Source organism: Geodermatophilus sp. SYSU D01176 (genome assembly GCF_054050015.1).
In genome coordinates this window covers 320,113-345,622 of sequence record NZ_JBJGYN010000001.1, presented here as the reverse complement: position 1 = coordinate 345,622, position 25,510 = coordinate 320,113, and the positions used below count along the sequence as shown (strand labels likewise).

Here is a 25,510-nt window from a genome sequence, read left to right as displayed (position 1 = left end):
CCCCGCCCCGAGTCGGGATGGAAGGAATCCACCATGGTCGACAACCCAGCCCCCGGCACGTCAGGAACCGGACGACCGCGGCTGCTCTCCCGGCTCCCCGGCGAGCCGACGGACGGCGTCGACGTGGCGGCGGTGCGCAACCCCGTCCCGGGATCGACGCTGGGCGACGTGGGGCTCGGCGTCCGGTTGCGGGGCCCCGCGCGGGAGAGCCGGGCGTTCCTGGACGCCGGGGTGCCCGCCGCCCGCCAGGTCGCTGACGAGTCGTTGCTCGTCCTCCCCATCGGGCCGCAGACGCTGGCCGGGCTGGACGCCGACACGGTCCGGGTCTTCCGGGTGGACGCCGGCACGGGCGAGTACCGGCCGATCTGGAACTCCGGGGTGAACACGGAGATGGGCTTCGTCTGGGCCAAGGTCCGCGGCGAGGGCACCTACGTCCCGCTCGGCCTGCCGAGGGACCCGATCCTGCGGGACGCGCTGCACCGCTTCTCCTGCCGGCGCCGTTTCGAGGACCTGGACGACGGCGACTCCGTGCGGCAGCTCTTCGAGGCGGAGCTGGGCCCCTTCCTGGACGAGGAGGACGAGGAGCTGACCGAGGCCCGGACGCTCGTCGCCCGGCTGGAGTGGACGGCAGGGGCCCGGGAGCTGCGCCCCGACGAGGTGCGTCGCGGGGACGGCGGGCACCCGGCGCCCTTCCCGTTGCCCGGGGACGCCACCCCGGACCAGTTCCGGGAGCGGCTGAGGAACGTCGCGATCACCGCTCGTGGGCTCCCGGAGGAGCTGTTGTTCGACCCGCCCGACGCCGGCCGCCCCGAGGTGGGACAGCCGCTCGCACGGACCGGTACGGCAGGGGTCGTCGAGCGCGCCCGGTCGCGCCTGCCGCGGGACTCCCGCGCGCTGACCCGCGCGCAGAGCGACGACTGGTGGATGTACCAGGGCGACGAGGCCCACACCGGAGCCGTCCGCGGGACCAGCGGCATCACGAGCACCACCGTCGGCCGGATGAGCCTCGTCCGGAAGGTCTCCGTCACCGGACCCGTCAACTCGATACCGGTGGTCGTGGACGGGAAGGTCTACGTCGGCACCACGTGGTTCCGATCGACCGGCGGCGGGACCCTGTACAAGATCGATCTCGCCACGGGGACGGTCGAGGCCACCTTCACCCCGCCCGGGACCGCGTTCTACCCGATCAGCGGCATCGGTGGCAGCCCGGCGGTCGTCGGCGGACGGGTGTACCTCTCGACCGTCTACGGCAGGGTGTTCTGCCTCGACGCCGGCACCCTCGGTCTGATCTGGATGCAGGACCTCAAGGTCGCGAACGCCGCCCGCCGCCAGCCGGTCGACAACCCGGACGGTGACTGCTGGGCCAGTCCCCTCGTCGTGGACGACCGGGTCTACGTGGCCAGCGGCGAGGGGGAGAGCGCCAACCCGTTCGGGTTCGTGTGGTGCCTGGACGCCGCAACCGGCCTCGTCGTCTGGGTCTACTGCACCTCCAAGTTCGACGACCCGAACGCCGCGGGCAACGAGAACCGGCCCAACGTCCTCCCGCGCTCGGCCGCCATCTCCGACCCGCTGCCCGCGTGGGCGACCGACGCCGGGTTCTCCCTGCACGACGACCCGCCGCACCGGGGTGCGGCTCCCTGGTCCTCGTGCGCCTACGACCGGGTGCTGGACCGGATCTACATCGGGACCGGGAACTCGCGCCCCGACAACCCGCTCCCCGACGAGCGCTACGCCAGCGGCGTGCTCTCGCTCGACGCCACCACCGGCGAGTTCCGCGGCTTCCACCAGCCCCTGCGGTCCGACAGCTACCGGCCGAACGACCTGGACGTCGACGTGCCCTGTCCGCCCACGGTCTTCGAGAGGGACGGCACCCGGGTGGTCGCCTACGGCAGCAAGAACGGCTCCTTCTTCCTCTGCGACGCCGACACCATGCAGGTCCTGCCGAACGGACGCCGCCAGCTCCTGCCCAAGGACGAGGTCACGGGGGGACGCATCCACACCGTCGACCCGACCGGTGGAGCGAACCCGGACATCGCCGAGCAGGACAGCTGGAGGGGCGAGAACAAGTGGGGGGTGATGGCCTCCGCGGCGGTCGACCGCGACCGCGGACACCTGTACGTCGGCCTCGGCGGGTACTCGGGTCTCGACGACCCGGCCGTCACACCGTTCGTCCGGGCGCTCGACTGGAACGACCTGAGCGACGCCTGGCCGACCACGGTGCAGTCCGTGACCAGGGACGGGATCACCTACTCGGTCCGCAGGTACGCCAACGCGACCCCGCCGGTGTACACCTCCCGCGAGGCGGGACTGGGGTCGCCCGCGGTGTGCAACGACGTGGTGTTCGTCCCCTCGCACAAGATCGGCCTGTACGCGATGGACGCCGACACCGGGCTCGCCCTGTGGTCGGCACCGGGGCTGCCGGCCGGCGGATGGCCCAACTACTGCCTGGGCCCGGCGGTGTACGGAGACCACGTGGTGGTCGGGGCCGGTGAGGGCGTCTACCTGTACCGCCTCGCACCGACGCGGCCGCCCGTGCCGCCGCTGGACCGGACCACGCCGGCACCGCGTGAGACCGCACCGCCGACCCCGCCACCCGGGCCCTCGCCGGACCTGCTGTCGGCCGTTCGCGAGGTCGTCCGGCAGGAGCTGGCGGCCCGAGACGCCCTGCAGAGGGGCCCACGGCCATGACCGTGCTGGCCGGCGCCGTCCTGGTGGGTGCGGACAACCTCCGGCTGAGCCTCGCCGCCGGGCAGCTGGGTCTGCCCCGCAGACGCCGATACCAGCTGGTGGCCGCCTTCGGGCTCGCGGAGGGCCTGGCCCCGCTGGGGGGTGTCGTGGCGACGGCACCGCTCGCCACGGCGCTGGGGCGGCTCGCCGATCCGCTGGCCGCGGTGGCGTTGCTCGTGGCTGCGGCGCTCGTGCTGTTCCCCCTGGTCCGCGGTGTCGAGCCCACGCTGCTCGACACCCGCTGGGCCGTCGTCCTCCTGCCTCCCCTGCTGGCGCTGGACAACATCACCGCGGGAGCCGGTCTGCGAGCGCTCGACCTGCCGCTGGTGCCGGCCGCGCTCGTCATGGGCCTGGTCAGCGCGACGATGGCGGCGGCTGGGCTGCTGGCCGGGTCGGCGGCGCGGCGCGTCCTGAAGGGCGCGGGACCGCTGGTGGCGGGTCTGACGCTGCTGACCGCAGCGGCACTCACCCTCGCCTAGGGGTGTGCCCGGTCGGCCATCCGGCGGATGCGGTGCTCGATGCCGGTGGACTGGCAACGGCGTGCTGATCGGTCGACGGTGCGTGCCGTCGCAGTGCGAGATGCCCCTCGACCAACCCGAGAACCGCTGTGAGCAACCCGCTCCGGCGCGGACGGAGTCGCTGCTCCCGCCGGCCGGGTGATCGTGGCGGGCGGTGGCTGCCGGCCGTCGCCCACTGAGACCCACAGGCGCACCCCCGCCAGGTACCGACCTGCCTCACCGCCCTCGGGACCGCGCCAGACGCGGCAGCACGCGGTGCCCGATGGGCCGCGGACCGCCTGCGGTGCCGGGCGAGGCGAGCAGCCGCTGCGCGACCATGTGGCCTGATGCTCCGCCCAGGCCCGCGCCCGGGTGGGTGCTCGCCCCGATGTGCCACAGGTTCGGCACGGGGGTCTGGTGGCCGCTGCTCGGGAGCGGCCGCCACAAGAAGTTCTGGTCCAGCTGCGCATCTCCGCCGTACGGGTCGCCATGCACGGCGTTGACGTTGTACTCGGCGAGGTCGGCGGGGGTGACGATGTCCAGCTTCCGGACCCTCTGCGGCAGGTCCGGGACGTGCCGCTTGAGCCGGTCCAGCGCGCGGGCAGCGAACTGGTAGCCCAGTTCCGGCGTCCAGCCGCAGGAGACGTCCAGTTCTCCACGGGCGTCCCCACGAGGGGAGAAAGGCACTTCGAGCAGCTGGATCCACAGGGCGGCCCTGCCCTGCGGCACCCGGGAGGGGTCGAGGACGTGCTGCTGGCCGACGACGACGGTCGGTGCGGCGGGCAGGAGGCCGGCATCGGCCTGCGCGCAGGCGATGCCGGTGCTCCCGCTGCCGTCGGAGAGGTGGACCAGGGGGGTTTCCGTCAGCTCCTCGCGCGCCCAGCTCAGCGGGCGGTCGAGCGCGACGTGCACCTGCATCGCGGCCCGGCCGTAACGGAAGCGGCCCGCCTCGACGGCGATCTGGCGGTCGACGGCCCCGGGCGGCAGGAGCTGGCCGTACAGGGCCGTCGGGGTGACGGAGGCCAGGACCGCCGACTCGCCGAGCAACGTCTCCCCGCCGGCCGTCACGCCCACGGCCCGGCCGTCCTGCACCACGATGCCGTCGACCGTGACCCCGGTGATGATCTCGACGCCGAGCGACTCCATGAGCTCGCGGAAGGCGTCCACCAGCCGGCCGGAGCCACCGGCGACGACCGGAGCACCCGCGGCGTGCAGGTTGGCGGCGAACACCGGCAGCAGGAATCCGCCCGAGGCGTGGTCGGGTGACAGGCCGGCGTGCAGCAGCCAGGGAGCCCACAGCCGGTCCACGTCCGGGCCGGTGAACTCCCGGCGGCACCAGGACCGGCCGCTGGTCGCCAGGTCCCGCAGCCGGGCCTCCGCGGCGGAGACCCCGGTGGAGCGCAGCAGCGCGAAGGCGGTCCGCGCAGCGGACAAGGACCACAGCTCCCCGGCCATGAGGGCGCCGATCTCGGCCCCGTGGTCCAGAGCCCACTGGACGTGCCGCCGGTATGCGCGGCCGTCCTCGACGCAGCCGAATCCCGCCGCGGTCTTGCGGACGCTGCGGTAGGCCATCGTGACGTCGCCGTCGTCGGTGACCGAGGCGCACAACGCGTCGTCGGTGTTGCGGTAGTCGAGACCGCACTCGTGCAGCGCCGGACCGAGGAGCGCGTACGCCCCGCCGGAGACGAACTGGGGATGCCACGACGAGTAGGTGTCGTGGAGGTACCCCGGCTCAGTGCGCTCCTCGGTGGCGATGAAGCCGCCGATCTGCTGGTTTCGCTCGATCAGCGCCACCGTCCAGCCACCGAGTGCCAGTTCCGCCGTGGCGACCATCCCGTTGATGCCGGAACCGATCACCACCGCGTCGAACGACCGCTGCATTCGTGGCCTCCTGTTCTCCCCGCGGTCGGTACGTGCGACCTCGCGGGACTTCGTCCGCCGGCATCACGGTGGACCGGCGACCGCGGCGAGCGCACCCGCGCACCGCGGGGATCGAGCTGCAGCAGCTGCGGTCCGACGGTCGGGTGCTGCGGGGACGGACCATGGCGACCAGGCCGGCGGATGACCCGACACCGAGGTGTCGGCGGAGCAGCTGCCGGTGCGAGTCCGGGAACCGCCGCCCCGCCACCCGGTCGCCCACGGCGAGATGAGCCTTCAGGAGCGCGCGTCCTGCGCTCTCCCGCAGCGGTTCCGCCGCGACGGCGGCCATCGCGACGTCGACGGCCTCAGCACAGCGGCCCATCGCGCACAGCCGGCGGGTGTGCGGCCTCGAGGTCGGGCCGCGACGTCGCACTCATGGGCGAACTCCTCGCTCGTCACAGCGTGACGACGGTAGACGGATCGACGTCACCGTTCCGTCACGTCGGCGAGGACGGGCCATCCGGGCCCGCCATCCCGAAGCCGGGAGGACGCCCTGCGGGGTGCGCAGCACGTCCGCGACGTCCCCGGACTCCCCCGCCGTCTCGCGGCGTCGCTCGCTGATGTCGGGGGTGAGCAGGACCCGGTACCGCAGGCGCACGCCCTCCCTCTGGACGCGCAGAGGCAGACCCCCGTCAGGGACGGCGTCACCGGATCGTGCGCCCACCGGCGTCCGTCGGGTCGTCCCATCGGAACCGTCCCCGTGTCTGATCCGGTCCCCCGGTTCGGTCACGGTGCCCGGTACCGGCCGCGCTCGTCGCGGTAGGGCTGGCGTGCCGTCCCACGCCGGGGAGGACGACGCCGACGGTCCTCTCCCTCGGCCCCGCTCGGCGGCGTCCCCCCGTAGCCCGGCTCGGGACGAGGTTCCGGTTCGGGCTCCGGCTCGGCGCCGGGGCCCGGCCCGGTCTCGTACTGCTGGGAGGGCCGCTCGCCGTACCCCTCGGGGGGTCGCTCGCCGTAGGGCTGCGGGGGCCGTCCGCCGTAGGGCTGCGGGGGCCGCTCCCCCTGCCCCTCGGGGGGTTGCTCGCCGTAGGGCTGCGGGGGCCGCTCGCCGTACCCCTCGGGGGGTTGCTCGCCGTAGGGCTGCGGGGGCCGCTCGCCCTGCCCCTCGGGGGGTTGCTCGCCGTAGGGCTGCGGGGGCCGCTCGCCGTACCCCGCCGGGGGTTGCTCGCCGTACTGGCTGGCCGGCTGTCCGCCGGAGTACTCGCCCGCCTCGCCCTCGCCGTCCTCACCGCACAACCGGATGTACTCGGCGAGCACCTCCGCGACCGTGTCGGTCGCCAGCCGGTTGCAGGCCTGCTGCCACGCGGCCCGGTGGCAGGCGTGGATGGCGGCCTTGCGTGTCAGCTCAGCGATCGCCGCGTGCCCCTTGACCATGCAGGTCAGCGTCGCAGCGAGGCAGTCCATGTAGTCGTTCACGGTCCGGAATCCGCGGTAGACGCCCTTGAGGCGCCGGCGGGCGACGAGGATCCGGGCGTACAGCTCGATGGGGTCGGTGGCGCCGGCGTCGATGGCCGCCACGATGTCGTCCACCTCGGCCCGCCGGGCGGTGACCCGGTCGGGCAGGGCCGGAGCCGGCTCCTTGATGAGGTCGGCGAAGCAGGCGGCGGCGTCCTGGGTGCGCCGGCTGATGTCGGCGATGAGGCCGGCGACCTCGTCGGGCTCGCAGCGGTGGACGTCGTCGTCGTAGTCGCACTCGCCCTCCCAGCAGCAGCCCTCGTTGTCGCCGCACCTCCTCAGCCGGTCCGCGACCCGGTCGTACGCGCGGGCGAGGCAGTCCCGGTCGGCCTCGTCGATCCGGCACGTCACGCGGTCGACGCACTCCTCGAGCTTGTCCCGGGCCTGCTGGACCAGTGGTTCGGCGGTGGCGCGGGCGGCGCTGTAGGCGGCACGGGCCTGGTCGTAGGCCGCCTGGGCCTCGTCCAGCGCCGGGCCTTGGGCCTTGTTGTAGTCGGCCTGGGCCTGGACGCCCTGGGCCTGGCACTTCAGGTCGTCGAGCAGGTCGCGGCTGCCGCCGCGAGCCCGGCGGGGGCGGTCGGCGGAGGCGGAGCGCGCGGCAGTGGTCATGGTGTCCTCCCTGGGTGGCTGGCTGCATCCTCGGGCGGGACTGTCACCGCACCGTTACCCGCGAGCCGGGCCAGGAGGGCCTGCGCCTCACCGGCGTGGGCACCGTCGGCGACGAGGCGCTGCAGCTCGTCCGTGGCTTCCTCGAGGGCGCCCACGAGGACGTGCAGGACGGCGAGGTGGTAGCGGGCGTCGGGATCGCCCGGCTCGAGGTCCAAGGCGGTGAGCAGTGCCTCCCCCGCGGTGCCGTGGTCCTGGCGGACGAGGGAGACGACGCCCAGCTGGGTCCAGGCCCGCGCCGAGGCGGGCGCGAGAGCGGTCGCCCGGTGCAGGACCCGCACCGCCTCACCGGTCCGGTTCTGCGCGGCCAGCGCGGTCGCGAGCGCGATGTGCAGGTCGGCGTCCTCCGGCCGGGCAGCCACCGCGGCCGCCCACGCGACCTCGGCCTCGTCAGCGCGTCCGAGGGCCAGCAGGGTGCGGCCCATGGCGTCCCAGGCCCAGTGGTTGCCGGGATCGAGGCGGACGGCGCTGCAGAGTGCAGCGAGCCCGTCCTCGACGTCCCCGGCGGCGATCTGCGCCATCCCGCGGTGCGCCCAGGGGGCGCTGCGCTGCGGCTCCAGGGCGATCGCCCGCTCCGACTCGGCGATCGATTCGGCGTGCCGGCCGGTGGCCGCCAGCAGGTAGCCGAGGTTGGCGTGAGCCGTCGCGTTGTCCGGATCGAGCGCCGCAGCCCGGCGGAAGAGGTCCTCGGCCTCGGCGACGTCGCCGCGGGCCAGCGCCAGGCTCCCGCGGTTGACCAGCGGCTTGGCCGGCGATTCGGGAGAGGTGAACACCGGCGTCCTCCTAACCGACCAGTTGCTTCATCAGGCCGCCCAGGACGTCGCCCGGGTTGATCTGCGGATAGGTCCACTGGATCTGGTCGAACGACAGGTCGAACGGCTTGCCGGACTCGTAGTGCAGCGGGAACGCGAGCCCGAACCGGAGGTTGGACCCGTACTCGAAACCCGCGAGCTTCCACGTCCTGCGGTAGAGCTCGACCTCGGTCACCAGCAGGTCGGCCGAGACGTCGACGAAGGCGTCGATCCCGAAGCGGAACTTGGGCTCCACGAAGAGCTCGCCGCGGGCGTCGAGGACGATGCCGGTGCGCGGGGTCCAGTTGATCGCGGCGCCGGCGGAGGCCGCGCCGGCCACGCCGACCTCGCCGTAGACGGACACCCCTGCGGTTGCACTGACCACTGGGATGCCCGCCCCGATCCCGCCGTCGACCTGCAGCCGCATGCCGGCGCGGGCCGGCACCACGAACGTCCCGGACCCGGCGACGGTCGTGTCGTCGGGACGGGCGGGGTTGTAGGTGACCTCCAGCGCGACGTCCCGCAGCTGGCCCGGCCCCACGCCGGCGCTGACGGTGACCCCGCCCCTGATGGTGGCGAAGATGCCGATCCGCTGGCCGGCGACGGCGACCCCCACGATGGGGATGTCGATCCCGACGGACAGGATCTGCCGCTCGACCAGCTTCTCGGGGAAGACGTCGAACTGCGGCGGCAGCGCCACCTTGCCGCTGACCTCGATCTCGCCCTTCGGCGTCAGCCGCAGGCCCACGGTGCCCTGCAGCCAGGGGGTGATCGCCAGGGTCACGGTGCCGCTGCCGTAGGCGGTGAGCGAGCCGTCCCTGGCGATCTCCCCGGTCGGCCGGCCTTCGGCATCGAGCGTGCGGTTGGTGAGCCCCGCCTTGACCGTGCCCTTGGCCTGGCCCCGCTCGTAGCCGAGGTCGGCCTCGACGCTGAACGCCCCGTCGGCGTAGCTGCCGGTGACGGTGCCGGTCAGTCCGGGGACGTCGGGCTCGGCGGTGACCGCGCCGGCCAGCGACCAGCCCTCGGTGCCTTCCTTGACCGTGGCCGCGAGCTTGCCGCCCTTGATCCCGGGGATGCCCTTGCCGAGCAGGATCTCGCCGGTGATCGCCATGCCTGTGGCGGGGTCGTAGGTGAAGCCGAGGGTCCCCTTGTCGACGCCCTTGAGGCTGGTCTCGAACTCGCCGGTGGCGGTGACCGTCTCATCGGTGACCGTGACGTCGACCGAGGCGCGCTTGATCCCCTTGACCTTGTCCGGGCCGACGCCGAGCCGCCCCTTCAGATCCCAAGCCCCCTTGGCGTACGACCCACGGATCTGCGCGTCGCTGAAGATCTTCTTGTCGAAGTCGAGCCCCGCCTCCAGGGCGAAGTCCGTGCTCGTCGCGGCCTTCGCGCGCAGGAATCCGGTCGCGAGCCTCTGGATCTCGAAGAAGACCTGTCCCTCGACGGACAGGCCGGAGAACCCCGCGCTCAAGGTCAGTGATCCGCCGGAGATGGTGAACGGGCCCGGGAGCTTGAGGTCTCCCCCGGCCATAACCGCTTCCAGCCGGAGGTCACCGTCGAGGACCGCAGCGATCTCCACGTTCTCCAGGAGCTTCAGCGAGGGTTTGGGGATCACTCCGCGGCCGACGAAGCCCTTGGCGATGTCGAACTCGAGCTCGGGGAAGGTCATGGGGCTGAAGACCTTGGCCCGCCAGTGGTCGATGCGCCCAGGGGTGACCGCTCCGCCCCAGGGCACCCCGCGGATCCGCTTGATCGGCACGTGGAAGTCGGCCTGCTCGGCCAGGGCGTGGTCCTTGAACGCGATGCCGTTCAGCTGCCCCTGACCCTTGCCGGCCGCATTTTCCTCGGTGAACGTGATGCTGGTGAAGTCGAACAGCGGGCTCTTGGCGGCCGGCGGGGTGTGCCAGTCGGCGATCGGGCTCGTGTCGTCGGTTCGGGGAAGCCGCCGCAGCCCGCCGCCCAGCACCCGGTCGTAGACGGACAGTTGCTCCTTGCTGCCACGCAGCCTCTCGACGTCCTTGGGTGGTGCCAGCCGGAGCGGCGCGACGAGTTCCTTCGTGCCGCCTTTGACGTCCTGCTCGCTCCAATAGTCCTCGTCGGTGACGTCGGCCCCCGTCCCCTTGACGTCCCGGAACGTGATCTTCCAGCTCTTGCGCGCCGTGGCCTCCGATGGCACGTCGGCCGGGTCGACCTGCTTGGGTGCCGTGTTGGCCAGGAATCCGCGCAGGGCGGCGTCGATGTTCTGCCGGATCGTGGAACCCGCGGACCGGTTCTTGGTGCTGTCGAGCAACCAGAGGTTCGGATCCGGGTCCTCGTCCTTGCCGCCGAGTTGCGCCTCGCGCATGTGGTCGATGTCGAAGGAGTGCAGATTCCCCTTCTTGTCCCATGGGGGGATGCGCAGGTCGTTGGCGATCGACTCCGGTGTTCCGATCACGAAGTGCTGCTTGGTGCCCAGCTGCAGATACCAGACCGGGTCCCCGGTCTGGGTCGCGTCGGGCCCGGACAGCTCCTGGATCCGTGCGGTGATGAGCTTCTGGAGCGGCTCCTTGGCTCGCCGACGCCAGACCTGGGCCTGCTTCGTGGGGTTCTCCTCGCGGGTCCCCTCACGCAGCTCGAACGGCTTGGTCCCCATCCGCCCGGCCTTGAAGGTGGGCACGGTGAGGTGGTCGATGGTGATGGTCTTGGCGTCCTTGTCGATCGTCCCCGGCACGGCTGCGGGCTTCTTGTCCGTGGCGGTGCCGGCCGCTGCCGGGGCACGGCGGACGACGGCGCCACCGAGGCCGGGCGTCGTGCGGTTCACACCCGGCCGCTGCTGGACGACGTGCGCCAGCTCGTGCGCGAGCAGGCGCTTGCCCTCCGGGCCGACCGGGTCGTAGGCGCCGGCACGGAAGTAGATGTCGTTGCCGCGGGTGAAGGCCAGCGCACCGATGGCGCGGGCCGCCTCGTCGGCGCTCCGGTCGTCGTGCAGCCGGACGTCGTCGAGCGGGCGCCCGTAGGCGGTCTCGAACGCCCGCCGCGACGCCTCGGGCAGCGGTGACCCCTTGCCGCGGCTGGCCTCCAGGTAGTCCTGGACCTCGTTCGGGACCCGCGGTGTCTCGCGCGCGGGCGCCTCCCCCTCCGGCGCGGGGGGTTCCGGCTCCGGCGCCGGGGTGCCGGACTCCACCGGCCCCGGGCCGGACGGCACCGACGGGGCCACGACCGGGGCCTCCCCCGCGGGCGTCGGCACCTCGGCCATCACCGAGTCCGCGGCCGGCGGGGCTCCGGCGGCCGCCGGGGTGGCCACCGGTCCGGGATGCCCGGCGGGCGTCGTGGTGTCCGGGACGACGCCGGCGCCCGGACGCCCGCCGCCCGAGCGGGTCGGCGTCGCCACCGGCGCGCCCGGCAACCGCTGCTCGGCCGCCGGGTCCACCGCTCGCCGCACCGGCTGGACGGTCCCGGGAGCAGGTGCCGGGGCGGGGGCCGGCGCGGGTCCGGTCGCCGCGACCGCCCGCAGCACCCGGTCCGCCGCCGAGTCGGCTGCTCGCTCGGCGGGGTCGTCGACCGCGCCGAGCGCGGCGTTGCCGGGTGCGGCCTTGGCCCGCAGCTGCCGAGCGCCGAGCCCGCCGGAGGGGGCGGCCGCCGCCGCGGCCTCGCCGTCCGCCTTCTCCTCGAGGGCCTTCGGCCGACCGTCCGGTTCGCGCTCGGTGTCGGCCGAGGCCACGTCCGTCGCCATGGCTCACTCGATCGGCCGTGGGAGGACGACGAGGTAGAGCCGGCCGACGGGGTCCTCCTCGCCGCGCTCGAACCCGACCACGCGCGCCGGCTCGTCCAGCTCGAGGTCCTGCAGCTCCACCTCCGCGCGGAGCAGGGTGACGACCCGCTCGGCCAGCTCGTGCACCGCCGTCCGGTCCGCGTCGGGGAGGGACTCGTGCACCCACTCGACGGCCCGCAGCCGCCTGTTCGACCCGACGTCCTCCCGGAACAGGAAGGAGCGCGCCTCCTCCGCGATGCGCGCGAAGGCCTCGTCGGCGGATCCGGCGTGGACGGTGTTCAGCGCGGCGAAGGAGTCCTGCTCCTCCTGCACCGTGGCCGCGGTGCCCTCGGTGATCGCCTCGTACACCGGGTCGTCGACCGCCTCGAAGCGCGCCATGCGGACGTCGAGCAGCTGCTGCACCTCCGGATCGGGGTCCACCGTCACCAGGAACGCGCTCCCGTCCGTCCCCAGGAGCAGGCGCGGTCCGGGCGGGTTCTGCGCGAGGTCCGCGGCTCCGGCCGGCGGTCCGGTCACCTCCGGGGCCAGCGCCTGCGCGAGCGCCGCCAGCCGGCCCAGGCCGGGGGCGGCCGCCGGTTGCGCGGCGGGAGCGGGGGCGTAGCGGGCCAGCACGATCACCGTGCCGCCGCCGGCCTCCACGTAGCGGTTCCGCCAGACGGCGTCCGGCGTGAGCAGCGCGGCGGCGCCGTCGGCGAACACCACGTCGACCCGCTCCCAGCCCTCGTCGGGCCAGGAGCCGCCCGCGATCCCGGCGGCGAGCTCGGCCGCCTCGTCCTCGGAGCCGGCCCGGAGGACCCACACCGTGACCGGGTCGACCACTGCCGGGGGGACGACGTCGCCCTCGCACTCCTCCCGGCGCCGGCGGCGGAACAGCACCCAGTCCGTGGTCGCCTGCACCGCACCGGTGCGTGGCTGCTCGGGCGGGAAGAGCAGGCCGATCTGCGTCTCCGCGTAGCCGGCGTCCGGCACGTGTGCCCCGGAGAGGATGGTCAGCGCGTCGACGGCCGCGTCGTGGGAGGCGTTCCCCGGCCGGACGACGTCGGTGACCTCCAGGGCGTGCGCGGTCGCCACGGGGGTCAGGCCGGTGAAGAACTCCGGCAGCTCGCCGCCGGCCGGATTGCCGCCGTCCCCGCCGTCCCCGCCGTCCTCGGCCGGCGACCGGAGCCCGAGCACCGCCCGGGCGTCGACGACGGGGTCCTCCCGCCAGGTGAGGGCCAGGGCCGCCGCCCCGCCGGGATCGCGGATGGTCAGCAGCCGGCGACCGTCCTCGGCGTCGAGGCGGCCCAGCACGACCGGGCCCTCGACCAGCTGCGCACCCGTGCCGTTCTCGTACAGCCGGGCCTCCAGTCGGAAGGCGCCCTCCCCGGTCCCGAGCGAGGCCGGGTCCGCGTCCGGATCCGGCCGGAGCGCGACCCTGACCCGCCGCCGCGCGACCACGTCCAGCGGGGTCTCCAGCTCCGTCTCCCTCCGCGGGTGGAACGCCTCCACCGTGAGTTCGGCCGAGGCCTCGTCCCCGCCGCTCAGCTCGAACGGGTTCCCGCTGACCGACAGCTCCAGCGACAGCGCCACGCTCTGCGCCGCCGCCGCCTTGTGCAGGTGGACCGGTCCGGGTTGGCTCGCCGCCCGCAGCGCCGCCGCCTCGGCTCGCACCGCACCGGCCACGGTGTCGAGCACCTCCGGGACGGCGCTGCCGGTGGGCGCCAGCTCGGTCAGCCGTGCCACGGCGGCGTCCACGGCGACCCGGCCCTCGACCACGTCGGCGAGGAGGTCCACGAGCCGGGCGGCGTCCTTCGCCCCCGTCGGCGGTGCCGCGAGGGTCCCGGCCACGGCGAGGCGGGCGGTCAGCGGCGGGCCGAACCCGAGCCGCCCGGCACCGGTCAGGGTCACGCCCGGCCCGGGGCCGGACGCCCTGCGGCGCAGCAGCACCTGCCCGCCCGGCGTCCCGATGCTGAGGTCCACGGCGAACGCGAGGCCGGTGCGCTCCTCCGCGGTCGCCTCGGTGAGCCCGTCGGGGACGAGGACGTCCACCCGCTCGAGCGCACCCGGATCGGCCAGCCCGCGCAGCAGCGAGATGCGGTCCATGTGCTGGGCGCGCGCGAGTTCGTGCGGGATCTGGTCGCGGCGCACCGCGCACAGCCGCAGCTCCACCCCCGGCCCGACGAGGTCCTGCACCTGCGCGCGCAGGTCACCCCCACCGGGGTCCACGGGCAGGTAGCCGGCCGCAGGCAGCTCGACGAACCCCCGCTCGACGAGCTCGCGGGCCGGCACGGTGGCCGGCGCCGCGGGGGCCGCCGCGAGCTGGGCCTGGAACTGCAGCACCTGGGCCAGGAACACCGGCCACGGCCGCTGCTCGACCCGCCCCGCCCAGTACACGCGCGGCGGGGGCTCCATCCGCTCCCGGCGCGCCGTCCACTGGTCCAGCAGGGTGATCGCGGCGCCGTCCCAGCCGAGCACGCCGATGGGCAGCACGTCGTCGCCGGCCAGGCTGGGCGCCCCGGCGCCCCACAGGCCGGTCCCGAGGCCCGCCGCCGAGAGCGCGGACCCGGACCGGGCGCGCTCCTGCGCGAAGTACGCCGCCGCCACCTGCGAGCACAGGTGGACCTCCGGCCGCGTCACCCCCGGCAGGGAGAACGGCGCGACGTCGAGCTGCAGCGGCCGCAGGAGGACCGTCACGCCGTCGACGACGTAGGGCCGGTCGGCCGCCGTGACGCACCCGCCGTCGCAGAGCCGGCCGAGGACCTCGGCGTGCCCGCACAGGCCGGTGGCATGGGCCAGGCAGATCGTGTACAGCGCCGTGCCGGGGACCACTGCGGCCGCCGGGCCCCCCTCCTCGGCGACGCAGGGCTCGAACCCGGTGGCCGCCTGCTGCCCGGCCGGCGGCGGCGCGCCACGCCCGGGCAGCAGGTCGGCCACCTCGACCTGCACGGCGGCCGGCAGGTGCAGCAGCTGCCCCTTCGGCGCGACGCCCAGCCCCGCTGACACGCCGAGGACCGGCCCGCCGGCGCCGGACGGCTCGAAGCCCCACAGCAGGCCCGGGCCGCCGGCCTGGTTGGAGTACTCGACGTAGCGGCGCTGCCCGCGCCGTTCGAGGTTGAGGTCGTCGGCCCGCAGCGCGCGGCCGTCGTAGTAGTTGAGCCCGATCAGGGGCGTCGCGCCGGGCACGAAGGTGCGCCCCCCGAGGCTGCTCCGCAGCTCGACGGTGCCCGCCCCGATCGGGGACGCAGGCTCAGTACTGGTCATGGGGAGCTCCTCGGTCCGGGAGTCGGCGGGCGACGTCCGTCCCCTGCCCGCGGGTCCCCGGTGGGCCGCCCACGACGCCGGCGAGCGGCACGGGCCGCCCGTCGACGAGCCCGACCAGCGGGGTGGGGCCGGTGCCGCGCAGCAGCACGCGGTAGGTGACCTCGTCGGTCGGGGGCGCGGGCAGGTCGAAGGTCACCCGGTCCGCGGTGGTCTCCGGGGTCAGCTCGAGCGGATCGCTCCAGCCGTCCTGGACGTCGAAGCGGCGCACGTCGAGGGCCTGGGGCACGGTGGAGGCGACGATCGGCCCGGTGAACCGGATGGTCACGGTCCGACCGGAGAGCTCGATGGGCGGGTCCACGCGGGGGCCGCCGGCGTCGGCGCGGCACAGCTCGCCGAACGTGCCGTCGAGCAGCTCGCCGATCAGCTCGGACAGCAGCCAGGTGGGCACGTGGCAGCGCCGCACCGACAGGTCGACGACGGGGACGTCGAGCCGCGGACCCCCGGAGCCCCCGGGGAGGAGGGCCATGCCCGGCAGGTCGGCCAGCACGACCTCGCCCGGCTCGTCCTCCGGGAACAGCCGGGTCCGCTGCTCGGGTCGCGGCGGCAGCAGCCCGGGCGGGCCGAGGCCGCACACCTCGCGGGCGGCGACCGCCCGGAAGCCGGCCAGCCGGCCCGGCGGATGCGGCCACCCGGGCGGCACGGTGCCGTCGCGGACGTAGCGGCGCAGCGCCGGGAAGGCGGCGTCCCGGTCGTCGTCCGGGGCCGGGGACGGGCGGGGCCGCAGCTCCAGGTGGGCCAGCTCCAGCACGCGCGAGTACCCGGCGGTCGGCTCGCCCTGCCCGCACGACGACGCCACGGTCGGCACCGGCCGGGACAGGCAGGCCTCGTGCCGGGCGACCAGCCGGGCGTCGAAACGACCGTCGTCGCGCGGCTTCAGGGCTCCGGCCGCCACCTGCTCGTCGAACCAGGCGCGGACGTCGAGGCACATGCCGACAGCCGAGGAGACCTCCCGCCCCAGGCCGTCGGTGCACAGCCCGGGCCCGACCTCCAGCTCGGCGGATTCGACGTGGACGGTGACCGGGAACCCCCACACGACCGCCTTGCCGTGCAGCCAGGCCTGGTGCAGCGCCGCCTTGCCCCGGGGACCCGCGGCCAGCACCTGGAAGTCGGAGACCCCCAGCAGCATGCCGAAGTGCACGGCCAGCGAGGTGAAGGGATCGACCTCCAGCGCCGCGGCCAGGGGCGCCGGACGAGGGGCGGTCACGTCAGCCCGTCCAGGCGGAGCAGCAGCGGTCGCCGCTGCGCCGCCGTGGCCTGGTGGACGGTGGTCTCGGTCCGGGCGGCCTCGACCGCGGCCGCGGCGTCGTCCACGGCGCGCTGCGCGGCCAGCTGCGCGGTGAGGGCCTGGGCGTGGGCGGTCTCGGCCGACTCCAGCCGCTGGCGCAGCTGCGCAGCGTCCAGTCCCCGCAGCCGTGCCAGGGTGGCGCCGGCCTCGGGCAGGGCGACGGCGAGCTCGGTCACCGCGGCCGGCAGCGCCGCCGCCCACTTCTCCAGCGGCTCCCCGCCCTCGTCTCCCACCGCGGCGGCCAGGGCGTCGATGTCCGCCTGCTCGGCGAGGTCGGGGAAGTCGATGAGCAGCGTCAGGACGGTCCGGGCCCGCTCGAGGTCGCCGGGTGCGGTCTCGACGGCGTCCTGGACGGCCCGGCGCGCCTGGTCCAGTGCCTCCCGGGTGGCGGCGACGGCGCCGTCCACGGGTGAGCGGGCCGTCTGCGCGGCCCGGTGGCGCTGCAGGGCCTCGGCGAGGGCCGCGGTGCGCGCCGCGTCGGCGGCGAGCGTGGCGGACACCCGGGCGCGGGTGCGCTCGAGCATCCGCCGGCCGCCGAGCAGCGTGGCGAGCCGCTCGCCGGCCGTCGTCTCCTCGTCCGCGAGGTCCGCGGCGGCGGCACGGAGCTCCGCGACGGCGTCCGGCAGGTCCGCGACCGTGGCCGCGGTGGTCCCGGCGTCCACCCCGGCGCGCCGCGCCTCGTCCTGGACCCGGGCCAGGTCGCCGCGCATCCGTGCCAGCAGGGCGGTCTCGCGGGCCGTCTGCGCCTGCGCGCGGGCCAGGTCGTCCGTGGCGGTCAGCTTCCGGTGCAGCGCCCGGCCCTGCGCGACGGCGTTGGCCTCGAGCAGCAGCTCGACGCGGTGCCGGGCCGGCCGGGAGGTGGCGGCGGTGAGCTGCTGGTGCAGCGTCGAGGCCTCCTGCTGCAGGGCCGCCAGCTCCGCGGTGGCCGAGTTCAGCGCGTCCTGCCGGGCGCGGACGTCCTCCTCGAGGCCCTCGATGCGGTCCTCGGCGGCCTCGATCGCGCCCTCCAGCCGGGTCACCTCGGCCGCGAGCACCTGCGCGACCGTGGTGGGGGCCGGCGCGGTGGGTGGTGCGGTTCCCGTGGTCGTCGCAGTCGTCACGGTGCTCCCCTTCCCGTGGGTGGATCGGCCGCGGTGCCCGGCGGCGCACCGGGATACGGCAGTCCTGCCTTGAGGTGTTCTCGGCGGATGGCGTGCGCCAGATGCGCCGTGCCGATCGAGCGGCGCGCGGGCGCTGGTTCGGCCGCGGCGAGGAAGGCCGCGGCCATCGCGGCGTTGCGGATCAGCGCGCCCGGCAGCTCGTAGAAGGCGGCGAGGACGGCGAGGTCGACGTCGGCGGCCAGTGGGGCGGGAGCCGGCAGGTGGTGCCGCCACAGCGCCAGCCGGGCAGCCTCGTCCGGCGGGTCGAACGGCACGACGAAGTCGATGCGGCGGGCGAACGCGGGATCGAGGTTCTGCCGGAGGTTGGTGGCCAGGACGGCGACGCCGTCGAAGCGCTCGAGCCGGGTGAGCAGGTACGCCGTCTCCAGGTTGGCGTAGCGGTCGCGCGCGTCGCCGACCTCGGTGCGCTTGCCGAACAGCGCGTCGGCCTCGTCGAACAGGAGCGCGGCCCCGCCCCGCTCGGCCGCGTCGAACACCGCGGCGAGGTTCTTCTCGGTCTCCCCGATCCACTTCGAGACCAGCCGGGACAGGTCGACGACCAGCAGGTCGCGGCCCAGCGCGCCGGCGAGGACCTCCGCGGCGAGCGACTTGCCCGTCCCCGGTGGACCGGTGAACAGCATCCGCAGGCCACGCCGTCCGCGGCGGCCGCGCAGCAGCCCCCACTCGTCCAGCACCCGGGCCTGCCCGCGCACGCGGTCGACCGCCTCCCGCAGCTGCGCCGACTGCTCGTCCGGCAGCACCAGGTCGTCCCAGCCGGCCTCGGGGTGGACCAGCACCGCGCCCGGTGGCACCGCGTCGGCGGCGCGCGCGTCGACGCGGGCGCTGACCGCGTCCCAGCCGACCTCCTCCGGCACCAGCGCGGCGCGCAGCCGCACGTCCGCGGCGGCCGTCGCCACCTCGTCGGGCTCGAGGGTGGCCGGCCCGACGGGTCCGGGTGGCCGGCCCAGCTCGGGCAGCGCGGCGGCCAGCGCCGCGCACCGGTCGGCTGCCGGGTGCGGGTCGGCCGGCAGCGCGAGCACCGGCCGCGGCCAGGTGCGCACGTCCGGGGCCGGCGTGGCGAGCAGCAGCGGCAGCGGCAGGTCCGGCACGGGCGGCCGCAGCGGCGGGGGCCGGGCCTCGCCCCACAGCACGGGGACGACGTCGCGGGCCAGCGCGAGCAGCAGGGCGGCGCGCACCGAGGCGCCGTCCCAGACGGCGGCCTGCAGCACGACCGGGGTGCGGCCAGCGGCCCGGACCAGCGCGGCCAGCCGGCCGGCCAGCCGCCCCGGCCGGTCCCCGGGCAGGAGCACGGTCACCGGCGCGGCCCGCTCGACCGCCGTCCGGGCACCGACGACGGCGGGCCGTGCCAGCCAGCCCCGGGGCGCCGCGGACGGGTCCGGGCGGGGATCCGGGGAGAGCCCGTCGGGCCAGCCGGGCAGCCCGGCGAGGGCCTCGAACAGCGCCGACGCCGGCCGCAGCGACCGCTCGGGGTAGGGCACGTCGGCGCCGTCGACGACCACGGCGCCGGCGTCCAGCAGCCGGGTCAGCGCCACTCGCAGCTGCGCCCGGCCGCCGCCCGGCAGGGCACCCGCGTCGGCCAGCGTCCCGGCCAGCCCGATCGTCGGCCACGGCGCCCCGAGCGGGTGCAGCCCCCGGAGGACAGCGGCCACCCCCTCGTGCGCGTGGGCCACCAGCGCGAGCAGCAGCAGGTCGCACTCGGCGGTCCCCAGGCCCAGTCCGGCGACCAGCCGGTCGACCGGCTGCGCAGACCCGGCGGGCAGTTCCAGGCAGCCGCCGTCCGGAGCCGCCGGGGCGGCCGCTCCCGGCAGCCCGCGCAGGAACCGGGCGCCGGGTTCGTCGCCGACGACGTCCAGCGCCGCGGCGAGGCGCCCGGCCATGCGGGCGAGCGCCGCGTCGAGGCGGTCGGGCGCCGGCACGGGCAGCGGCAGCAGCGCGGGCTCAGCCATAACGGAACCTCACGACGCAGCCCAGCCAGGGCACGTATCCCGGATCCAGGTCCAGGCCGGCCCGCCGGACGTCGACGTCGACCTCCTCCGGGTCCAGCTCGACGTCGATCCAGCCGGGATCGGCGGCGACCACCGCCCGCCGGCGGCACACCGCCAGGAGGAGCTCGGCCGCCGCCCGGTCGCCGCCCCATGCCGTGCGGGGCACCCGCTCCGCCAGGGTCGCGGCGACCGCGTCGACCTCCGGGTCGAGACGCAGGTCCGCCCGCACGGGCCGCGGCGGGGGCGCGGTCGGCGGCAGGCCGGCGAACGCGAGCACGGCCGGGTCGTCCGCGGCGGCCGGGTGCCCGTCGGGGTCGGCGCGGGCAACGACCGTGCGGGCGAGCTCGTGCAGCACCGGCCGCAGCGCCGGGCCGAACCGCCGGGGATCGTCCGCCACGCGCTGCGGCAGCGCCAGGTCCTCGACGACCGGCAGCAGGAACAGCAGCCCACCCCAGACCGTGGCTCCGGCCGTCGCCCGGTGAGCCGTCGCCTCCGCCGGCCCGGCGGGCGCCGGGTCGCCCGGCGCGGTGGGCGGCGCCGGAGCCACGGCGGGACCGGTCCCCGCTCCTCCGGCCGGCGGCGCACCGGGGGCGCCGGAACCGGCCGGGTGCGACGGCGGCTCCCACGGGCCCGGCCGGACCTCCCGGCCGGGCGCCGTCGGGTGCGGCCGCGGCCGCTCCGGCGGCGCGGCGGTGCCCGGTGCGCCGGCCAGGCGTGCCATGAGCGCGGCGCGCAGCGGCCGGGCCCCGGGCCGGCCGGCCAGTGCGGGCTCCACCTCGAGCACGGCGGCCGCGGCCAGGGCCGGCAGCAGGACGCCACGAGACCGGGCCGGGAACGCGCCGGCCGGCGCCCGCGCGACCTCGGAGCGGTCCAGGAGGTAGGTGCACAGCTCGTCGTCGGCGGCCCCCGGTGCCCGGACCGGTCCGCTGCCGACGGTCCCGGGAGCGACCGGGGACCCGCCGGGTGGCGGCGCGCCCGCGGGCGGGCCGCCGGCGGCCTGCCACGCCCGCTCCACCAGGCCGGCCACGACCTCGGCGCCGGCCGCGGCGACCAGCTGCGGCAGAAGCCGCGCCTGCGCGACGGCGACGAGCAGCCCCGGCACTGCAGAGGGCTCGTCCCGCCCGAGCTCGAGCAGGACGCGGTGGAGCACCTCCACGGTCCCGTCCGCACCGCCGGCCGGCCACAGCCCCAGCAGCCGCCAGGCCCACTCCCGGGCACGGTCCCCCCGCAGCAACGCGGTGACCAGGTCCTGCCGGGCGGCGGGCCGGCTCCGGAAGCGCACGACGTCCTCGCCGCCGGCATCGACCGCGCCCTCCACCGCCGCGCGCAGGGCGGTCGCCCACCCGGCGACGAGGTTGTCGTCGGCGCCGTCCCACTGCATGCGGTGCACCGGCACGACGACGCGGCGCACGCAGGTGGGGGCGCCGCCGTCGGACGAGGGCGCCAGGCCGCCGTCGAGCCCGCCGGCCACGAGCGCGGCGACCAGCCGGTCGAGCCGGGCGGAGCCCGCGGGATCGAGGTCGGCGTCCGGGCGCCAGGTCACGGCCAGCCGCCCCACGCTGTCGCCGGTCATCCGTCGACCACCACCCCGCCGCCGGCGTGCCCGGCCCCGACCCGGAGACCCGCGCGGCCGCGCCCCAGCACGGAGTCCGCGGTCAGCTCGCCGCCGACCCGCAGGGGTGCCACTCCCGAGCCCGGCCCGACGACGGTGGAGATCTCCACGTGCAGCCCGATGCCGGCCCGCATGCCCTGGCCGACCGTGCACACCTCGACCAGGGTGTGCGCCGGCCGTGCCACCTCCAGCAGGTCGCGGACGACGGCGAGCTCCGCGTCGTCGACCTCGCGGGTGAGCAGCACGGTGAAGCGGTGCGCGGAGGAGCGGAACGGATCCCCGTCGCCGGGCTCCGCTCCTCCCCCGACCCGCAGCGCGGTGCCCACCACGGCCGGGCTGCCGTCCTCCCCGCCGAGCGCCGCCGTCGCCGCGCGCAGCCGGAACGCCTCGAGGACAACCACGGGTGCGCCGAGGTAGATCTCCAGCACCCGCCGCAGCCCGGCCGGCGTCCCGCGGCGGCGGAACAGGGCGACGGCCTCGGCCAGCAGGGTGCGGCGGGCCCGCTCGGGCCAGCGGGCGTCGAGCGAGAGGCCGACGAGCGACCCGAGCCAGCTCAGCAACTCGGTCGGCGCGCCCCAGGGGTCGAGCAGCAGGTCGCGGTGCACCGCCCGGCTCTCCAGGTCGCCGAGCTGGCCGTCGACGAGCGCGAGGTAGCGCCGCAGGAAGTCCGCCGCGCCGGGGTCCGTGCGGTACGCGCGCGGCAGCCGCTCCACCAGCCCGGTGGCGGGGAACTCCGCGCGCAGGGCGCGGATCCGCGGCGTCGTCGTCCCGGCGCCGGCCAGCCGCAGCCGCAGCCGCAGGAACCGGCCGGGCTCGGCGCGCACCGGCGCCTCGTAGACCGCGTACCGGTCCCCCGGGGGCAGCGGGGACCACGGCACCTCCCGGCCGGTCTCGCGCCGGTGCAGCGGGTACAGCCGTGCCCGGGCGAGGGCCGCGCCGTCGGGCGCGTCGTCGCCGCCGGCCGTCGCGACGGCGAGCTGGGTCCCCGGCGGCACGCACGCCTCCACGAACACCCGACCCCACTGCTGCCGGTAGGACCGGCTGTCCAGCGCGGCGGTGTCGACCGTGCCCTGGCAGCCGTAGCGGACGCGCTCCCGGACGGCGGCCCGGAAGCCGGTGCCGGTCGAGAAGCCGATCCGCCCGTCCGGGGTGCGCACCAGGCCGCGGCCGTCGTAGCCGCGGGCGCGCAGCGGGATGCCGGGGGTCAGCGCGTCGCGGCCCGCTGCCCACGTCACCAGGTCCCCGCCGGGCGGGCCGGCGACGACGACGCGCCCGGCACCGTCGATCTCCAGCTCGGTGCCGCCGGACACCCGCAGCGGCGCCGGACGCGGCGTCCCGAGCGACACGATCCAGGCGTCGGCGTCCTGGCGCAGCAGCAGCCACGGCGTGCCGTCCGGCGCGACGGCCAGCCGGGACGGCCGGGCGCCGGGCGGGATCCCGGCCAGCGCGCCGGGCGGCAGCGGCCGGCCGACCGGCGCGCCGATCGCGTCCAGGTGGGCGATCGGGGTCCCGCGCGACCCGGTCAGCACGAGGACGGTGCCATCGGCACCGACGGCGAGGTCCACCGGGAGCCGGTCGAGGACGACGGTGCGCAGCAGGTGCCCGTCGGCCAGGTCGAGGACGGCGACGGTGCCGGTGCCGCCGTCGAGCACGAACAGGTGGTCGTCGCGGTCGGCGGCCAGCGCCCAGGCCCGCAACGGGCGCCGGGGGTCCGCGCCGCTCGCGACGAAGCGGCCCCGTCCGGGCGGGGCCACGGTCACCTGAGCCGGACCCTCCAGCAGGTCCACCGGGGGCTGCCGGTCGGGCCAGGGGACGCGCTGGACCTGTCCCCGCTCCGGGACCCCGCGGTACAGGCACCCCCGCGCGTCGAACGCCAGGCCGGCCCGCTCCGGCGCGGCCGCGGGCACCGGGGCGGGCGCCGGAGGGCAGCCCGCCGCGCCGCCGGCCGGTGCGGTCGCCCAGGCGGGCGGGCCGCTCACGGGCTGCCGCTCGAGGACGACCTCGCCGGTCTCGTCGTCGATCTCGGTGCCGGAGTGACCGCTGCGCCGCCAGTCCGGGCCGGACACCGGCGCCCACCGCCGGAGGCGACCCGGCGGTGCGAGGTCCGGCGACGGCGTGGACATCAGCACTCGTCCCTGGGCACGGGGACGGGCACCGGGGCAGGAGCCTGCGGCGAGGGCGGCGGCAGCGGCCCGGGCGGGCCCGAGCCCGCGGCCGGCGGGGGGCCGACCACCACGGTCACCGAGCGCAGCTCGGGCACCTCCCAGCCGGCCAGCGCGACGGTGCCCGGCACCGGCGCGTCTCCGGCCAGGTCGGCGACCAGCAGGTCCTCGACGAACTCGACGCCCTCGACCTGCAGCACGGCGGCCTCCAGCTCCGGCCCGTGCACCCGGCGCCCAAGCGGCCAGCCCCGCCCCTCGGGCCCGTAGGGCGGCAGCGGCGAGAGGTACTGCCGCAGCACCAGCTCCACCCAGCGGCGCACCCCGATCTCGCTGGAGCCGCGCTTCACGGCCAGCCCGACCGAGACCGCCACCGGGTGGTAGGTGGGGGGCACGACGTAGAGCTCGGTGGTGACCAGGCGCCGCGCGTCGAGGCGCTCGCACACCGCGCGCAGCAGGGTGGCGTCCGCCGACGGCGCGTCCGGGTGCCGGGGGTCCTCGGCCGGCCACACGACGACGGTGACCACGCCCGCCGCGCCCGTCGCGCGGCTGGGCGGGTGGAACCGGGGCAGGCACTCCGCGCGGCCGACCCCGGGGACGGTCGCCAGCTCGCGGAAGTCCTCGGCGACGACCGCCCGGTCCTGCCGGGCCAGCTCCCCGGGGATGCGCTCGAGAGCGCGGGTGATCGTCTCCGCCTCCTCGCCCCCGGACGTCGGCAGCGGGTTGCCGACCTGCACCGCCGGCACGTCGACCACCCGGTCGATGGCCCTGGGTGCGACGTTGCCGACCCGGCCGCCGCCGTGGTGGTAGCCGGCCGCACGCACCGCGGCGCCGAGCGGCAGGACCCGGCCGCGGACGGCGTCCCCGCAGCGCAGCCGGCCGGCCACCGGGTCGAGCGCGAGCACCCGGTCCCCCGGGCCGGCCGCTGCGAGGGAGTCGACCACCTCCCAGGGCACCCAGGTCCCGTCGTCCTCGAGGACCTCGACCCGCAGCGTGCCGGGCACGACCGGCGCGTTGGCCAGGGGCAGCTCCTGGGCGCTCAGGCCGTGACCGGTCCCGAGCAGCTCCGGCGGCGCCTGCGCCACCTGCTCGACCTCGGCGGCGTTCAGGCCCACCCACAGCAGCCGGCCGATGTCCGGCACGCCCTCGCGGGGGAAGGCCCGCAGCCAGAAGAGCGGCTCGGGCCGGTCGCCCAGCGCCGGAGGCGCGTCGCCCACCCCGGCCAGGTCCGGGTCGTCCGGCTCGGCGGGACCGATCTCGGCCAGCCGCGCCGTCGGCAGCTGCAGCGCGACGACCCCACTGCCCCGCAGCCCGTCGGTGGTGTCGCGCACGACAGCGGCGGCGGCGTAGCCCCCGTCGGTGACGCCGACCTGCCACACCAGGCTGGAGTCGACCCGGTCGGCCGGGCCGCCGGGGCGCTCGGCCCCGGGCGCCACGGTCGATCCGGTCCCGGCGAACCCGGGCTCGCCGGGGCAGGGGCCGACGTCGTCGATGGTCGGGCGGTGGGTGTCGATGCCGATGCCCAGGACCAGCGGCCGGCGGGCCAGCGCCCCCTGGGGGTCGAGCAGGGCGCGGCGCTGCTCCTCCGGGGTGCCCGGGGCGCCCTCGGACGCGGAGACCGCCACCCACAGACAGCGGTCGGCGGCGACGCTGACGTCCAGCGGCTCGAACCCGGCGACGGAGGGGTCGGGTTCGAGCACCACCGCCTCGTAGGGCTGCGCGCTGGCGAGGTCGAGGCCGGCGGCGTCCAGGACGGCGTCGAGCTCGTCGCGGAGGATCGGGTCCTCCGGAACGGGCGCGATGGCCTTGACGACGCCGGTGGCGGTCACCGGGAACACCGTCACGTCGTTGCCCACGCGGAACGGCACCGCCCCGGCCCGGACCTCCGAGCCCAGCGGCACCTGCGCCGGGGTGCCGTCGGCCCGCTCGGCCCGGAAGGCGACCAGGCCGGTGGCCCGCCGCGGCGGGTACGGCGGCACCTGCAGCAGCCGCAGCAGCCACAGCCGGGTCTGGTCGGGGATCTGGTTGAAGCGGAACAGCAGCGTCTCGCCGAGGTGGGCGACCAGCTCCAGCAGCGTGATCCCCGGGTCGCTGGGTCCCAGGTCGCTCCACTCCGGCGCGTAGACGGGGATCCGCGACCGCAGCTCGGCCAGCAGCTGGTCGTAGTCGCGGTCGTCGAGCACCGGGAGCGGCAGCGTCACG

13 protein-coding genes and 1 pseudogene are annotated in these 25,510 nt (G+C 76.5%); 2 read left to right on the top strand and 12 right to left on the bottom strand.

The genetic code is table 11. The features are described 5' to 3' along the window. The first annotated feature begins 33 nt into the window (after positions 1-33). Positions 34-2,688 carry an outer membrane protein assembly factor BamB family protein gene (locus ACI78Z_RS01540; protein WP_457034749.1) on the top strand — a complete coding sequence of 885 codons (2,655 nt, stop codon included), beginning with the start codon at positions 34-36 and terminating at the stop codon, positions 2,686-2,688. Next, on the top strand, positions 2,685-3,206 hold the full coding sequence (locus tag ACI78Z_RS01535) for a manganese efflux pump (RefSeq protein ID WP_457034748.1): 522 nt from the start codon (positions 2,685-2,687) through the stop codon (positions 3,204-3,206). Before ACI78Z_RS01540 ends, ACI78Z_RS01535 begins: the two co-directional genes overlap by 4 nt. A gap of 255 nt (positions 3,207-3,461) precedes the next feature. Here the strand turns inward: ACI78Z_RS01535 and ACI78Z_RS01530 are convergent, their stop codons facing one another. From ACI78Z_RS01530 to ACI78Z_RS01475, 12 genes and pseudogenes are all read right to left on the bottom strand, one after another. Further along, positions 3,462-5,105, bottom strand: a complete 1,644-nt coding sequence (locus ACI78Z_RS01530) for a phytoene desaturase family protein (RefSeq protein ID WP_457034747.1) — start codon at positions 5,103-5,105, stop codon at positions 3,462-3,464. Between the two features lie 172 nt (positions 5,106-5,277). Further along, positions 5,278-5,466: pseudogene (locus tag ACI78Z_RS01525) on the bottom strand (BTAD domain-containing putative transcriptional regulator); the annotation flags it as partial. A 404-nt stretch (positions 5,467-5,870) separates the two neighbouring features. After that, positions 5,871-7,208 carry a proline-rich domain-containing protein gene (locus ACI78Z_RS01520; RefSeq protein ID WP_457034746.1) on the bottom strand — a complete coding sequence of 446 codons (1,338 nt, stop codon included), beginning with the start codon at positions 7,206-7,208 and terminating at the stop codon, positions 5,871-5,873. Next, complete coding sequence (locus tag ACI78Z_RS01515) at positions 7,205-8,038, bottom strand: tetratricopeptide repeat protein (protein WP_457034745.1); 834 nt, start codon at positions 8,036-8,038, stop codon at positions 7,205-7,207. The genes ACI78Z_RS01520 and ACI78Z_RS01515 overlap by 4 nt, the downstream gene beginning before the upstream one ends. A gap of 10 nt (positions 8,039-8,048) precedes the next feature. Beyond that, positions 8,049-11,768 carry an eCIS core domain-containing protein gene (locus ACI78Z_RS01510; protein ID WP_457034744.1) on the bottom strand — a complete coding sequence of 1,240 codons (3,720 nt, stop codon included), beginning with the start codon at positions 11,766-11,768 and terminating at the stop codon, positions 8,049-8,051. Between the two features lie 3 nt (positions 11,769-11,771). After that, positions 11,772-15,047: a hypothetical protein gene (locus ACI78Z_RS01505; protein ID WP_457034743.1), complete on the bottom strand. Its 3,276-nt coding sequence runs from the start codon at positions 15,045-15,047 to the stop codon at positions 11,772-11,774. After that, complete coding sequence (locus tag ACI78Z_RS01500) at positions 15,034-16,311, bottom strand: hypothetical protein (RefSeq protein ID WP_457034742.1); 1,278 nt, start codon at positions 16,309-16,311, stop codon at positions 15,034-15,036. The genes ACI78Z_RS01505 and ACI78Z_RS01500 overlap by 14 nt, the downstream gene beginning before the upstream one ends. Next, positions 16,308-17,492, bottom strand: a complete 1,185-nt coding sequence (locus tag ACI78Z_RS01495) for a hypothetical protein (protein ID WP_457034741.1) — start codon at positions 17,490-17,492, stop codon at positions 16,308-16,310. Before ACI78Z_RS01495 ends, ACI78Z_RS01500 begins: the two co-directional genes overlap by 4 nt. Continuing rightward, a complete protein-coding gene (locus ACI78Z_RS01490) occupies positions 17,489-19,498 on the bottom strand; it encodes an ATP-binding protein (RefSeq protein WP_457034740.1) in 2,010 nt (669 codons plus the stop codon). Before ACI78Z_RS01490 ends, ACI78Z_RS01495 begins: the two co-directional genes overlap by 4 nt. Continuing rightward, positions 19,491-21,110 (bottom strand): hypothetical protein, encoded by a 1,620-nt coding sequence (locus ACI78Z_RS01485; protein WP_457034739.1) that lies wholly within the window; start codon positions 21,108-21,110, stop codon positions 19,491-19,493. The genes ACI78Z_RS01490 and ACI78Z_RS01485 overlap by 8 nt, the downstream gene beginning before the upstream one ends. Continuing rightward, entirely contained in the window at positions 21,107-23,272 is a 2,166-nt protein-coding gene (locus ACI78Z_RS01480) for a phage tail protein (protein ID WP_457034738.1), read from the bottom strand. The genes ACI78Z_RS01485 and ACI78Z_RS01480 overlap by 4 nt, the downstream gene beginning before the upstream one ends. Then, on the bottom strand, positions 23,272-25,509 hold the full coding sequence (locus ACI78Z_RS01475; protein ID WP_457034737.1) for a putative baseplate assembly protein: 2,238 nt from the start codon (positions 25,507-25,509) through the stop codon (positions 23,272-23,274). Before ACI78Z_RS01475 ends, ACI78Z_RS01480 begins: the two co-directional genes overlap by 1 nt. Position 25,510 lies beyond the last annotated feature (1 nt).